The organism is Enterobacter cloacae complex sp. P2B, assembly GCF_014895985.1.
In the GTDB taxonomy this organism is placed as follows: domain Bacteria; phylum Pseudomonadota; class Gammaproteobacteria; order Enterobacterales; family Enterobacteriaceae; genus Enterobacter; species Enterobacter bugandensis.
In genome coordinates, this window is sequence record NZ_JADBQQ010000022.1 from 334 (window position 1) to 13,517 (window position 13,184).

Here is a 13,184-nt window from a genome sequence, read left to right on the forward strand (position 1 = left end):
TACAGGCAGCTTAGAAAGAAAAAAACAACCCAACCATTAACAACATTGAGGTGCATTGCCGTACAGGCAGCTTAGAAAGACGATCTGGAAGAAGCGGCAGCCCTCGCTAATGTGCACTGCCGTACAGACAGCTTAGAAATTCAATCGAATTAACCGACAGTACCGGGAGTAGTGCACTGCCGCACACGCAGCTCAGCAAAATAGAAAATAAGGCCTAACAGTCGTCGCACCGTGCACCGTCGAACAGACAGCCCTGAAGCTGGAACGAACGGCTAAATAATTGTTCAAATAATCAACAGCACCACTAAAAAATAAGGCCGGGAATATCCCGGCCTTATTTAATATTCATCTGCCATTACAGGCGAAAAAATTAGCGACTACGGAAGACAATGCGGCCTTTGCTCAGGTCGTACGGGGTCAGTTCAACAGTCACTTTGTCGCCCGTCAAAATGCGGATGTAGTTTTTGCGCATTTTACCGGAGATGTGCGCAGTTACCACGTGACCGTTTTCCAGCTCTACGCGAAACATGGTATTAGGCAACGTATCAAGTACGGTACCCTGCATTTCAATATTGTCTTCTTTGGCCATCTAATCCTCTGGGGTATCACTACCAAGTTTTGAACCGGCAAGATAATGCCGAAATTCATCAATTAAGTAAAGAATTGCGCGATTAAAACGCAGCAAAACAGTTTCGGCGCATTGCCCAAGCGTCACGGTACAACCGAACAGGAAGCGCATTCGTAAAGGGGAGACAACAGGATAAACGTCAGGACGTTATCTGAAGCGAGGGTCCCAAACGGCGGCGGGGCAACAGGCAGAAGCTACTCTGCGGCATAATTATAACACCCTCACAAAAAATATGCGGAAAACATTTAAGCATTGGGCATAAAGAGCGTTCTGGGGATCCAGAAGTCGCGCGGGAGCTTCTCCTGACGGCAGGCGTCAAGATGCTCAATATACTGTCGTCGCGGGATGTCAACTGCACCGAGAGAAGCCGTGTGCTCGTTGAGCACCTGACAATCGATCAGGCGTCCGCCGCGCTGGGCAAAGGCCTCGCAGAAGACCAGCAGCGCGGTTTTCGAGGCGTTAACCGCACGGGAGAACATCGATTCGCCGCAAAACAGCGTCCCTTGCGCCACGCCGTACATGCCGCCAACCAGTTCCCCCTTTTCCCAAACCTCAATGGAGTGGGCGTAGCCAAGCTCATGGAGCTGGTGGTAGGCGTTGACGATATCGCGGGTGATCCACGTCCCTTCATGGCGATCTTCGGCACAGCCTTCGATCACCTGCCCAAAGGCGTGATTCAGCGTGACGCGATATGGGGATTTAGCATGGAAACGCTTCATGCTGCGGCTCAGATGGAACTGCGCTGGCCACAGCACGGCGCGCGGGTCGGGAGACCACCATAAAATCGGGTCGCCGGGAGAAAACCACGGGAAGATGCCGCGCTGGTAGGCCATTAATAGCCGCGCAGGGCTAAGGTCACCGCCAAGGGCCAGCAGCCCGTTGGGCTCACGCAGCGCTCCCTCCGGCGAAGGAAACGCGATGTTATGACGAGAAAGCTGGACCAGGCGCATGACAGCAAAACTCCAGTACGCGAGTGAGGACGCTACAAATATAGTCTACAGACGCTGTTTGAACTGGTAGTAGCGACCCTGTTTCGCCAACAGCTCTGCGTGACTACCTTGCTCAATAATGTGTCCGTTGTCCATCACAATTATCCGATCAAAACTTGCCAGCCCGCGCAGGCGGTGCGTCACCATCAGGACGGTTTTTCCTGCCATAACGTTTGCCAGTAAATCAAGGATTTGACTCTCGGTTGTCGCATCAAGACCTTCTGTAGGTTCGTCGAGCAGCATCAGAGGTGCATCATGCAGCAGCGCGCGCGCAATGGCCAGACGGCGCAGCTCTCCGCCGGAAAGCTGACGACCGCCTTCTCCCAGCCAGCTGTTCAGTCCTTCGTCCTCAAGCAGCTTTTGCAGTCCGACCTGCTCCAGTACGGCGCGAAGATCATCGTCCGAAGCCTCTGGCGCGGCCAGCAGCAGGTTATCGCGCAGGGTGGCGCTAAACAGATGCACGCGCTGTGGAACAACGCTCACGGTCTTGCGCAGGGCCTGCTCGCTGAAATCAGTCAGCAACGTGTTATTAAAACGAATCTGACCGTGCTGTGGATCCCAGGCGCGCGTCAGCAGCTGCAGCAACGTCGACTTACCGCAGCCGGTACGGCCGAGGATCGCAATCCGCTGCCCTGCATTAACGGAAAGGTTGATACCCTCCAGCGCGTTCTGCGCCTGTTTGTCATAGGCGAAGGTCACGTTATCAAGCGTCAGCGCCACCTGCTCAGGCACGGTGGTTTGCCCGGCACTGAACGTGACTTCAGGCTTTTGTTCGGCAATCTGGGTGATGCGCAGGGCAGAGGCGATCACCTGTCCAAGATGCTGGAAAGCGCCCGTCACCGGGGCCAGAGCCTCAAATGCGGCCAGCGCGCAGAAAACAAAGAGTGCAATAAGAGGGCCTGGCTGGGTATTACCGCCAATCCCGCCGGATGCCAGCCACAGCATGGCGATCACCGCCACGCCGCCGATTAACACCATCAGCGCCTGCGAGAAGGCCGTCAGTTCCGACTGGCGGCGCTGGGCTTCATGCCAGTTCAGCTCCGTACTTTCCATTCGGGCACGGTAGCGCTTGCTGGCACCAAAAATGGTCAGCTCCGCCTGGCCCTGAAGCCAGGAGGTCAGCTGCTGGCGGTAATCCCCGCGCAGCCGCGTCAGGTTTTCCCCGGTGGATTTCCCGGCGCGATAAAACAGCGGCGGCAGAATGATAAGCGTCAGCAGCATGATCCCGCCCAGCGTCAGCGCAACGGGAACATCCAGAACGGACAGCCCCAGCGTAACTACCACAATCACCACAAGCGCGCCCACTATCGGGGAGATCACCCGCAGGTAAAGGTGGTCCAGCGTGTCGACATCCGCAACGACACGGTTCAGTAATTCGCCCTGGCGAAAACGCGCCAGCCCGGCAGGGGAGAGGGGAAGCAGTTTGCTGAAGGTGTAAATGCGCAGGTGCTGCAGGACGCGGAACGTCGCGTCGTGGCTGACCAGCCGCTCGAAATAGCGTCCGGCAGTACGGGTAATGGCGGTACCCCGCACGCCTGCCGCCGGCAGCATATAGTTGAAGCTGTATAATCCGGCGAACCCGGCTACGGCGGAGGCCGACAGGAACCAGCCGGAAAGCGTGAGCAGGCCGATGCTGGCGAGCAGCGTTACAATCGCCAGCACGATCCCCAGCGTCAGCATCCACTTGTGGCGTTTATAGAGCGCAAGATAAGGCAGCAGAGCACGCATCAGATGTCCTCCTGACGGTTCGCCAGCAGGGCGGCGAACGGCCCCTGCGCGGCAACAAGCGCGGCGTAATTGCCTTGCTCAACAATATGACCGTTTTCCATCACCCAGATCTCATCCCAGTCAGCAATGCCTTCCAGCTGATGGGTAACCATAAGGGTGGTTTGCTGCAGGGAAGCGGCGCTCAGGGCCGCCATGACGCGCTGCTCGCTGTGTGAATCCAGGCTGGCAGCAGGCTCATCCAGCAGCATCAGCTGGCACGGGTTCAGCAGCGCACGGGCGACGGCCACGCGCTGTGCCTGGCCGACAGACAGCCCGGCAGACTGATCGCCTACCACGGTATCGACACCCTGCGGGAGCAGCGGCAGAAATTCACTGACCCACGCGCGGTCGAGAACGGACTGCAGTTCATCTTCACGAGCATCCGGGCGTGCCAGGAGCACGTTTTCGCGCAGCGTGGAAGCAGGTAGCTGAGGGTTTTGTCCGACCCAACTGAGCTGCTTACGCCACGCGTCGGGATCGAGATTACGCAGTTCAGTTTTGTTTATCCGCAGAGAACCGGTGTAGGCCATAAAACCGGATAACGCATTCAGCAGAGAACTCTTCCCTGAACCGCTGGTGCCGACCAGCACCACGCGTTTTCCGGCGGGCAGGCTAAAGTTCAGCGGGCCAGCCAGCACTTTTCCTTCCGGCGAGAGAATGCAGAAATCGCTCGCTTCGACGGTTACCGGCTCTTTAGCGTTCAGCGCCACGTCACCGCGCTCCGGGTGCGCCAGCGGCGTCTCCAGGAAGGTTTTCAGGCTGTCGGCCGCGCCAACGGCCTGCGCTTTGGCATGATAGAAGGTCCCCAGGTCGCGAAGCGGCTGGAAAAACTCCGGAGCCAGGATGAGCGCGAGGAAACCGGCAGAGAGGGTCACCGCCGTGCCGTAGTGGCCGAAATCCAGCGCGCCGAGATAGGAGAAACCGAAATAAACCGCCACGAGGGCAATCGACAGCGAGGTAAAGAATTCCAGCACGCCGGACGAGAGGAACGCCAGACGTAACACTTCCATCGTGCGCTGGCGGAAGTCCTGTGATGCCAGGCGAATGTTCTCGGTTTCCGCTTCACCGCGACCAAAAATACGCAGGGTTTCCATCCCGCGCAGACGATCGAGAAAATGTCCGCTCAGCCGGCCCAGAGCCAGGAAGTTGCGGCGGTTGGCATCAGCCGCCCCCATGCCGACCATCGCCATAAACAGCGGGATCAGCGGGGCGGTCCCCAGCAGGATCAGCGCCGCCACCCAGTTAACCGGGAAGATGGCAATAACAATCAACAGCGGCACAAAAACCGCCAGCGCCATCTGCGGAAGATAGCGCGCGTAGTAATCGTGCATATCGTCGATCTGCTCAAGGATCAGCGTCGCCCAGCTTCCGGCCGGTTTACCCTGGATCCACGCGGGCCCGGCTTCCTGCAGGCGGTCGAGCACCTGACGACGGATCTCGTAGCGGATATGCTGTCCGGCGTGGAAGCCAACACGTTCACGCAGCCACACCACCCAGGCGCGCAGGACAAAAACCAGGATCAGAACGATAAAGGGCAGCAGGAGCGCTTCGCGGGGAATGTTCTCCATGATCATGTGATTAAGAATGCGGGCCAGCAGCCATGCCTGGGCAACAATCAACAGACCGCTAACGAACCCCAGAAGACGGGAGATCGTAAGCCAGCGGCGGGAAATAACGCTTTGCTGTTTCAGCCAGCGTGTTAACTCTTGTTGACGGGTTTTTTCCATTGCGTATTTTGCAGGTGACGTTATAAGAAATTAGACATCTGCATGTTACACGCGAGCAAAAATAAAGGCGACCTGTGGCCGCCTTTATTTACGTTTGTTACTGACTTGTAAAGATTATTTACCTTGTTCAGCCAGTCCATCGAGGTAGCGTTCAGCGTCCAGCGCGGCCATACAGCCGGTGCCCGCAGAGGTGATCGCCTGACGATAAATATGGTCCATCACGTCACCGGCAGCGAACACGCCCGGGATGCTGGTCTGGGTCGCGTTACCGTGAATGCCGGACTGCACTTTGATATAGCCGTTTTCCAGCTCCAGCTGGCCTTGGAAGATCGCGGTGTTCGGGCTGTGGCCGATTGCCACAAACAGGCCCGCCACTTCCAGCGTTTCGACGTTATCGGTGTTCTGGGTATCACGAATGCGCAGACCCGCAACGCCCATCTGATCGCCCGTGACTTCTTCCAGGGTACGGTTGGTGTGCAGCACGATGTTGCCGCTCGCCACTTTATCCATCAGGCGCTTAATAAGGATCTTCTCGGCGCGGAAGGTGTCACGACGGTGGATCAGATGCACTTCAGAGGCAATGTTCGCCAGGTACAGCGCTTCTTCCACCGCGGTATTACCGCCGCCGATAACCGCGACTTTCTGGTTACGGTAGAAGAAACCGTCGCAGGTCGCACAGGCAGAGACGCCGCGGCCTTTGAACGCTTCTTCAGACGGCAGGCCGAGATAGCGGGCAGAGGCGCCGGTGGCAATGATTAGCGCATCGCAGGTGTATTCACCGCTGTCACCCGTCAGGCGGAACGGACGGTTCTGCAAATCTACTTTATTAATGTGGTCGAACAGGATTTCGGTTTCGAATTTGGCGGCATGCTCGTGCATGCGTTCCATCAGCAGCGGCCCGGTCAGATCGTTCGGGTCGCCCGGCCAGTTTTCCACTTCCGTGGTGGTGGTCAACTGACCGCCTTTTTCCATGCCGGTGATCAGAACCGGCTGCAGGTTTGCGCGTGCAGCATAGACCGCCGCGGTATATCCCGCAGGTCCAGAACCAAGGATTAACAACTTACTGTGTTTGGTCGTGCCCATGAGATCCCCATTGTTGTTGGCAGGCAATGGGCTGGATTGTAGGGAATTTGTTGCCGTAAAAAAAGAGCACTGGGATTTTGCTTTCGATATATGTAATAGCTGCGCCCGATGAATCCAGTGCCGTTACGTCACGTTTTCTACTGAAAACCGCTCGTTTATAAAGCAGTAAAATGAGGATTAATACCCCCCCGTAATGAATATCCGGCATCTTGTACTAAAAAACGATGTTTTGCTTTGACAATCCCCTGCGCATTTGCGAAAACATTCAAGGAAGAAAAAAAACCGCGTTAACCGTATGCCGCATAGGCATGCACGTAAATGCCATTTTTACCGTGTCAGTGAAATCTACGCATGGCGTGGACAGACGCCATACGTGATGTCGGTGACAGCCTTCGGGCAGCGGTCTTCTTACCAACAGAACCCGAATCCGCATCGCGTCTAATACATAACCAGGCGATGTGATGACTAACGGGTACAGGCTCTGAACAGTGATGTGCACAGGGTCCAGGCAGGAGTAGGGAAGGAATACAGAGAGACAATAATAATGGTAGATAGCAAGAAGCGCCCTGGCAAAGATCTCGACCGTATCGATCGTAACATTCTTAATGAATTGCAAAAGGATGGGCGTATTTCCAACGTCGAGCTTTCAAAACGTGTGGGACTTTCCCCGACGCCGTGCCTTGAGCGTGTGCGCCGACTGGAAAGACAGGGTTTTATTCAGGGCTATACGGCTCTGCTGAACCCGCATTATCTGGATGCCTCACTTCTGGTATTTGTTGAGATTACTCTGAATCGTGGTGCGCCGGATGTGTTTGAGCAATTTAACGCCGCTGTACAAAAACTTGAAGAAATTCAAGAGTGTCATCTGGTGTCCGGTGATTTCGACTACCTGTTGAAAACCCGTGTGCCTGATATGTCCGCCTACCGTAAGCTGCTGGGGGAAACCCTGCTGCGTCTGCCAGGCGTGAACGACACCCGTACCTATGTGGTGATGGAAGAGGTCAAACAGAGCAATCGTCTGGTTATTAAGACGCGCTAACACGGAACAGGTGCAAAATCAGCGTAGTTTGATTACACTCCTGTTAATCCATACAGCAACAGTGCCGGGGAGCCCCGGCGCTGTTGTCCGTTTTAGCAAACAGGCAGGATATGCCTGATACCTGGAGAGCCTTTCTTGAGCCAGGAATACACTGAAGACAAAGAAGTCACACTATCGAAGCTAAGCAGCGGACGTCGTCTCCTCGAGGCTTTGCTGATCGTTATTGCCCTTTTTGCCGTCTGGCTGATGGCAGCCTTACTCAGTTTCAACCCCTCCGATCCCAGCTGGTCGCAAACCGCGTGGCATGAGCCTATCCATAATTTAGGCGGCGTACCCGGAGCCTGGCTTGCGGACACGCTCTTTTTCATTTTCGGTGTGATGGCCTACACCATTCCCGTCATAATCATTGGCGGATGCTGGTTTGCATGGCGTCATCGTCAGAACGATGATTACATCGACTATTTTGCGGTTTCCCTGCGCCTGATTGGCGCCCTGGCGCTGATCCTCACCTCCTGCGGGCTGGCGGCGATTAATGCCGATGATATCTGGTACTTCGCCTCCGGTGGGGTGATTGGCAGCCTGCTGAGCTCTGCGCTACAGCCGATGCTTCACAGCAGCGGCGGCACGCTGGCGCTGCTCTGCATCTGGGCGGCCGGACTGACGCTGTTTACCGGCTGGTCATGGGTGAGCATTGCCGAGAAGATCGGCAGCTTTATTCTGACGATCCTGACCTTCGCGAGCAACCGTACCCGCCGAGACGACACGTGGGTCGATGAAGAAGAATATGAAGATGAGTACGAAGAGGAAGACGATGCGCCGGTGCAACGTCGTGAATCTCGTCGTGCCCGTATTCTGCGCGGTGCCCTGGCGCGTCGACAGCGCGTTGCTGAAAAATTTGCCAACCCGCTTGGACGTAAAACCGATGCGGCGCTCTTCTCCGGTAAGCGTATGGATGAAGACGAGCAGGTGGAGTACCGCGCAGCGGGTAGTGCAGTCGATCCTGATGATGTGCTTTTCTCCGGCAACCGGGCGATGCCGGGTGATTTCGATGAATACGATCCGCTGCTTAACGGCCATACCGTTACCGCGCCGGTTGCCGCGGCCGCAGCCGCAACGACAGCATCACAGGCGTATGCCGCGCCTGTCGAAGCCGTGATGCCATCCGCGCCGGTTCCGCCTCCGGAATCCGCTATTCAGCAGCCTCAGGTTGCCTGGCAGACCGCGCCGGGTGTCCACACGCCGGAGCCTGTTATCGCGCCGGAACCAGAGAGCTATATCCCCGTGCAGCAGGAGCAGTGGCAGCAGCCTTATCAGCCGCCGCAACCTGAGTATGAACAGCCGCACTATGAGCAGCCTGTGGCCCAGCCTTATCAGGAGCACGTGCCTGAACCGGTTGAACCTGTGCAGCCTTATGTCGAGCCTCAGCCTGAACCTGAGGTGGTGGAAGAGGTGAAACCGTCTCGTCCGCCAATGTACTATTTTGAAGAAGTTGAAGAACGCCGTGCTCGTGAGCGCGAACAGCTGGCGGCATGGTATCAGCCTGTGCCTGAACCGGTGCAGGAACCTGCGCCAAAAGCCCCGTCGGTTTCGGTTCCACCGGTCGACCCGACGCCTGCTGTTGCCCCCGTAGCGGAAAGCGTGAAGCAGGCTACCGCAGCCGCAGCGGCGGCGGCACCTGTCTTTAGCCTGGCAACGGGCGGTGCGCCGCGTCCGCAGGTGAAAGAGGGAATTGGTCCGCAACTGCCTCGCCCTAACCGCGTCCGCGTTCCAACCCGTCGTGAGCTTGCCTCCTATGGGATCAAGCTGCCTTCCCAGCGGATGGCCGAAGAGAAAGCGCGTGGGACGGACTACGAAGATGATGCTGATGAAATTCAGCAGGACGAGCTGGCGCGCCAGTTCGCCGCGCAGCAGAATCAGCGCTACGGTGAAGACTATCAGCATGATGAACCGATGCTGGAAGACGAAGATGACGCGGCTGAAGCCGAATTAGCGCGTCAGTTTGCGGCAACCCAGCAGCAGCGTTACTCAGGTGAACAGCCAGCTGGTGCGAACCCGTTCTCATTATCGGATTTCGAGTTTTCGCCGATGAAAGATCTGGTGGATGATGGCCCGAGCGAGCCACTGTTCACCCCGAGCGTGATGCCTGAAGCAGAGCCTGTGCGCCAGCAGCCAGCGCCGCAGGCACAGACTTACGCGCAGCCGCAACAACCTGTTCAGCAGCCGTATGCGCAACCGCAGCAGCCACAACAGCAGCCGCCGCAGTACCAGCAGCCAGCACCGCAGCCGCAGGAGAGCCTGATTCACCCGCTGCTGATGCGTAACGGTGATAGCCGTCCGCTGCAGCGTCCGAGCACGCCGCTGCCTTCGCTGGATTTGTTGACGCCGCCACCGGCTGAAGTCGAACCGGTTGATACGTTTGCCCTGGAGCAGATGGCCCGTCTGGTGGAAGCCCGTCTGGCAGACTTCCGCATTAAGGCGGACGTGGTGAACTACTCGCCGGGCCCGGTGATCACCCGTTTCGAGCTGAATCTGGCGCCGGGCGTCAAAGCCGCGCGTATTTCTAACCTCTCCCGCGACCTGGCGCGTTCTCTGTCGACCGTGGCGGTACGTGTGGTGGAAGTGATTCCGGGTAAACCGTACGTTGGCCTTGAGCTGCCGAACAAGAAACGTCAGACCGTTTACCTGCGTGAAGTGCTGGATAACACCAAGTTCCGCGATAACCCATCTCCGCTGACCGTGGTGTTGGGTAAAGATATCGCCGGCGACCCGGTGGTGGCAGACCTCGCGAAAATGCCTCACCTGCTGGTAGCGGGTACCACCGGTTCCGGTAAATCGGTCGGCGTGAACGCCATGATCCTGAGCATGCTCTACAAAGCGCAGCCTGAAGACGTGCGTTTCATCATGATCGACCCGAAAATGCTCGAACTGTCGGTCTACGAAGGCATTCCGCACCTGCTGACGGAAGTGGTCACCGACATGAAGGACGCCGCCAACGCCCTGCGCTGGAGCGTCAATGAAATGGAGCGTCGCTACAAGCTGATGTCTGCGCTGGGCGTGCGTAACCTGGCCGGTTATAACGAGAAGATCGCCGAGGCGGCGCGCATGGGTCGTCCGATTCCGGACCCATACTGGAAGCCGGGTGACAGCATGGATGCCCAGCATCCTGTGCTGGAGAAACTGCCTTATATCGTCGTGCTGGTGGATGAATTCGCCGACCTGATGATGACCGTCGGGAAGAAAGTGGAAGAGCTGATCGCGCGTCTGGCACAGAAAGCGCGTGCGGCAGGTATTCACCTGGTGCTGGCGACCCAGCGTCCGTCCGTGGACGTTATCACCGGTCTGATTAAGGCGAATATTCCGACCCGTATTGCGTTTACCGTTTCGAGCAAAATCGACTCCCGTACCATTCTTGACCAGGGCGGCGCTGAGTCGCTGCTGGGAATGGGTGACATGCTGTACTCCGGCCCGAACTCCACCTCTCCAGTGCGCGTACACGGCGCGTTTGTTCGCGACCAGGAAGTACACGCCGTGGTGCAGGACTGGAAGGCGCGCGGACGTCCGCAGTACGTTGACGGCATTACCTCCGACAGCGAAAGCGAAGGCGGCGGTGGTGGCTTTGACGGCGGCGAAGAGCTGGATCCGTTATTCGACCAGGCGGTTAATTTCGTTACTGAAAAACGCAAAGCGTCCATCTCTGGCGTGCAGCGTCAGTTCCGCATCGGCTATAACCGCGCGGCGCGCATCATCGAGCAGATGGAAGCGCAGGGCATTGTGAGCGAGCAGGGGCACAACGGTAACCGTGAGGTGCTGGCTCCGCCGCCGTTTGATTAACCTTCAGCGATTGCAAAGAAGGGTAAATCAGCAAAAATTAAGCATATTCTTCTGTCGCCTGCCTTCGGGCAGGTCCAGAATAGAAACGGAAACCCCATTTCGGGAAGACGTATTTTAAGGAATAACAATGAAAAAAATCGCCATCGCCTGTGCATTACTCACCAGTTTTGTAGCCAGCAGCGTCTGGGCTGATGCAGCCAGCGACCTTAAAAGCCGACTGGATAAAGTAAGCAGCTTCCACGCCAGCTTCACGCAAAAAGTGACGGACGGCAGCGGCAACGCGGTGCAGGAAGGACAGGGTGATTTGTGGGTGAAACGCCCCAATCTGTTTAACTGGCACATGACCCAGCCGGATGAGAGCATCCTGGTTTCTGACGGTAAAACCCTGTGGTTCTTCAACCCGTTTGTTGAGCAGGCCACTGCGACCTGGCTGAAAGACGCGACCAGCAATACGCCGTTTATGCTGATCGCCCGCAACCAGACCAGCGACTGGCAGCAGTACAACATTAAACAGAACGGTGATGAGTTTGTCCTGACGCCGAAAGGCAGCAACGGCAATCTGAAGCAGTTCACCATCAACGTAAGCACCAACGGTACCATTAATCAGTTCGGCGCGGTTGAGCAGGACGATCAGCGCAGCAGCTACCAGCTTAAGTCTCAGCAAAACGGCGCCGTTGACGCATCGAAATTCACCTTTACCCCGCCGCAGGGCGTAACGGTGGACGACCAACGCAATAAGTAAGAGGCGTGAGTGAGCAACCTGTCGCTCGATTTTTCAGATAATGCGTTTCAACCTCTGGCCGCCCGTATGCGGCCAGAAAATTTAGCGCAGTACATCGGTCAGCAGCATCTGCTGGCTGCGGGGAAACCCTTGCCGCGCGCTATTGAGGCGGGGCATCTGCACTCCATGATCCTCTGGGGGCCGCCCGGCACCGGAAAAACCACGCTCGCTGAAGTGATCGCCCGCTATGCCAACGCGGACGTTGAGCGTATCTCGGCGGTAACGTCTGGCGTGAAGGAGATCCGCGAGGCGATCGAGCGCGCGCGTCAGAACCGCAATGCCGGACGCCGCACCATTCTCTTTGTCGATGAAGTCCACCGCTTCAACAAGAGCCAGCAGGATGCTTTCCTGCCGCACATTGAGGACGGGACGATCTTCTTCATCGGCGCGACTACCGAAAACCCGTCGTTTGAACTCAACTCGGCGCTGCTGTCCCGCGCCCGCGTCTACCTGCTTAAATCCCTGACCACGGAAGATATCGAAAAGGTTCTGACCCAGGCAATGGACGACAAAGCGCGGGGTTACGGCGGGCAGGATATCGTTCTGCCTGACGACACGCGACGTGCGATTGCGGAGCTGGTCAACGGCGATGCGCGCCGCGCGCTGAACACGCTCGAAATGATGGCCGATATGGCAGAAGTGGACGATGCGGGCAAGCGCGTATTGAAGCCTGAACTGCTCACGGAAATTGCCGGCGAGCGCAGCGCGCGTTTCGATAATAAAGGCGACCGTTTCTACGACCTGATCTCGGCGCTGCATAAGTCGGTGCGCGGCAGCGCGCCGGATGCTGCGCTCTACTGGTACGCACGTATCATTACCGCAGGTGGCGATCCGCTATACGTTGCGCGCCGCTGTCTGGCGATTGCGTCAGAAGATGTTGGCAATGCCGACCCGCGCGCCATGCAGGTTGCGCTTTCAGCCTGGGACTGCTTCACCCGCGTAGGCCCGGCGGAAGGCGAACGCGCCATTGCGCAGGCAATTGTCTATCTGGCCTGCGCGCCGAAAAGCAATGCGGTCTATACCGCGTTCAAAGCGGCGATGTCGGATGCGCGCGAGCGCCCGGACTACGATGTGCCGGTTCATCTGCGCAATGCGCCAACCAAACTGATGAAAGAGATGGGTTACGGGCAGGAGTATCGCTACGCCCATGATGAGCCTAACGCCTACGCCGCCGGGGAGGAATATTTCCCGCAGGAGATGGCACAAACGCGCTATTATCATCCCACAAACAGAGGTCTTGAAGGCAAGATTGGTGAAAAGCTCACCTGGCTCGCCGGACAGGATCAAAATAGCCCTATAAAACGCTACCGTTAGTTCAATCGTTGCGGTAATGTTGGCA

At 57.2% G+C, this 13,184-nt stretch carries 9 protein-coding genes; 4 read left to right on the forward strand and 5 right to left on the reverse strand.

The genetic code is table 11. The annotated features are described in order from the left end of the window. Positions 1-370: 370 nt before the first annotated feature. The 5 genes from infA to trxB form a co-directional block, all read right to left on the reverse strand. Positions 371-589, reverse strand: a complete 219-nt coding sequence (gene infA / locus IM313_RS18605; protein WP_002211347.1) for a translation initiation factor IF-1 — start codon at positions 587-589, stop codon at positions 371-373. Positions 590-873: 284 nt separating this feature from the next. After that, entirely contained in the window at positions 874-1,578 is a 705-nt protein-coding gene (aat, locus tag IM313_RS18610; protein WP_041910636.1) for a leucyl/phenylalanyl-tRNA--protein transferase, read from the reverse strand. Between the two features lie 45 nt (positions 1,579-1,623). Continuing rightward, positions 1,624-3,345 (reverse strand): cysteine/glutathione ABC transporter ATP-binding protein/permease CydC, encoded by a 1,722-nt coding sequence (cydC, locus tag IM313_RS18615; protein WP_192970855.1) that lies wholly within the window; start codon positions 3,343-3,345, stop codon positions 1,624-1,626. Further along, a complete protein-coding gene (gene cydD, locus IM313_RS18620) occupies positions 3,345-5,111 on the reverse strand; it encodes a cysteine/glutathione ABC transporter permease/ATP-binding protein CydD (RefSeq protein WP_049136502.1) in 1,767 nt (588 codons plus the stop codon). The genes cydC and cydD overlap by 1 nt, the downstream gene beginning before the upstream one ends. Before the next feature lie 114 nt (positions 5,112-5,225). Beyond that, positions 5,226-6,194: a thioredoxin-disulfide reductase gene (trxB, locus tag IM313_RS18625; protein ID WP_192970856.1), complete on the reverse strand. Its 969-nt coding sequence runs from the start codon at positions 6,192-6,194 to the stop codon at positions 5,226-5,228. A gap of 544 nt (positions 6,195-6,738) precedes the next feature. Between trxB and lrp the strand changes: the two genes are divergently transcribed. The 4 genes from lrp (at position 6,739) to rarA (ending at position 13,159) form a co-directional block, all read left to right on the forward strand. Then, positions 6,739-7,233 (forward strand): leucine-responsive transcriptional regulator Lrp, encoded by a 495-nt coding sequence (gene lrp, locus IM313_RS18630; RefSeq protein ID WP_000228469.1) that lies wholly within the window; start codon positions 6,739-6,741, stop codon positions 7,231-7,233. A 135-nt stretch (positions 7,234-7,368) separates the two neighbouring features. After that, positions 7,369-11,064: a DNA translocase FtsK 4TM domain-containing protein gene (locus tag IM313_RS18635; RefSeq protein WP_192970857.1), complete on the forward strand. Its 3,696-nt coding sequence runs from the start codon at positions 7,369-7,371 to the stop codon at positions 11,062-11,064. Between the two features lie 127 nt (positions 11,065-11,191). Then, complete coding sequence (gene lolA / locus IM313_RS18640) at positions 11,192-11,806, forward strand: outer membrane lipoprotein chaperone LolA (RefSeq protein WP_028012557.1); 615 nt, start codon at positions 11,192-11,194, stop codon at positions 11,804-11,806. A 9-nt stretch (positions 11,807-11,815) separates the two neighbouring features. Then, entirely contained in the window at positions 11,816-13,159 is a 1,344-nt protein-coding gene (gene rarA, locus IM313_RS18645; protein ID WP_028012558.1) for a replication-associated recombination protein RarA, read from the forward strand. Positions 13,160-13,184 lie beyond the last annotated feature (25 nt).

Bases quoted from the DNA above. Each gene is read 5' to 3' on its own strand.
- cydC (WP_192970855.1), bottom strand. From the start codon at position 3,345: ATGCGTGCTCTGCTGCCTTATCTTGCGCTCTATAAACGCCACAAGTGG.
- aat (WP_041910636.1), bottom strand. From the start codon at position 1,578: ATGCGCCTGGTCCAGCTTTCTCGTCATAACATCGCGTTTCCTTCGCCG.
- lolA (WP_028012557.1), top strand. From the start codon at position 11,192: ATGAAAAAAATCGCCATCGCCTGTGCATTACTCACCAGTTTTGTAGCC.
- cydD (WP_049136502.1), bottom strand. From the start codon at position 5,111: ATGGAAAAAACCCGTCAACAAGAGTTAACACGCTGGCTGAAACAGCAA.
- infA (WP_002211347.1), bottom strand. From the start codon at position 589: ATGGCCAAAGAAGACAATATTGAAATGCAGGGTACCGTACTTGATACG.
- lrp (WP_000228469.1), top strand. From the start codon at position 6,739: ATGGTAGATAGCAAGAAGCGCCCTGGCAAAGATCTCGACCGTATCGAT.
- trxB (WP_192970856.1), bottom strand. From the start codon at position 6,194: ATGGGCACGACCAAACACAGTAAGTTGTTAATCCTTGGTTCTGGACCT.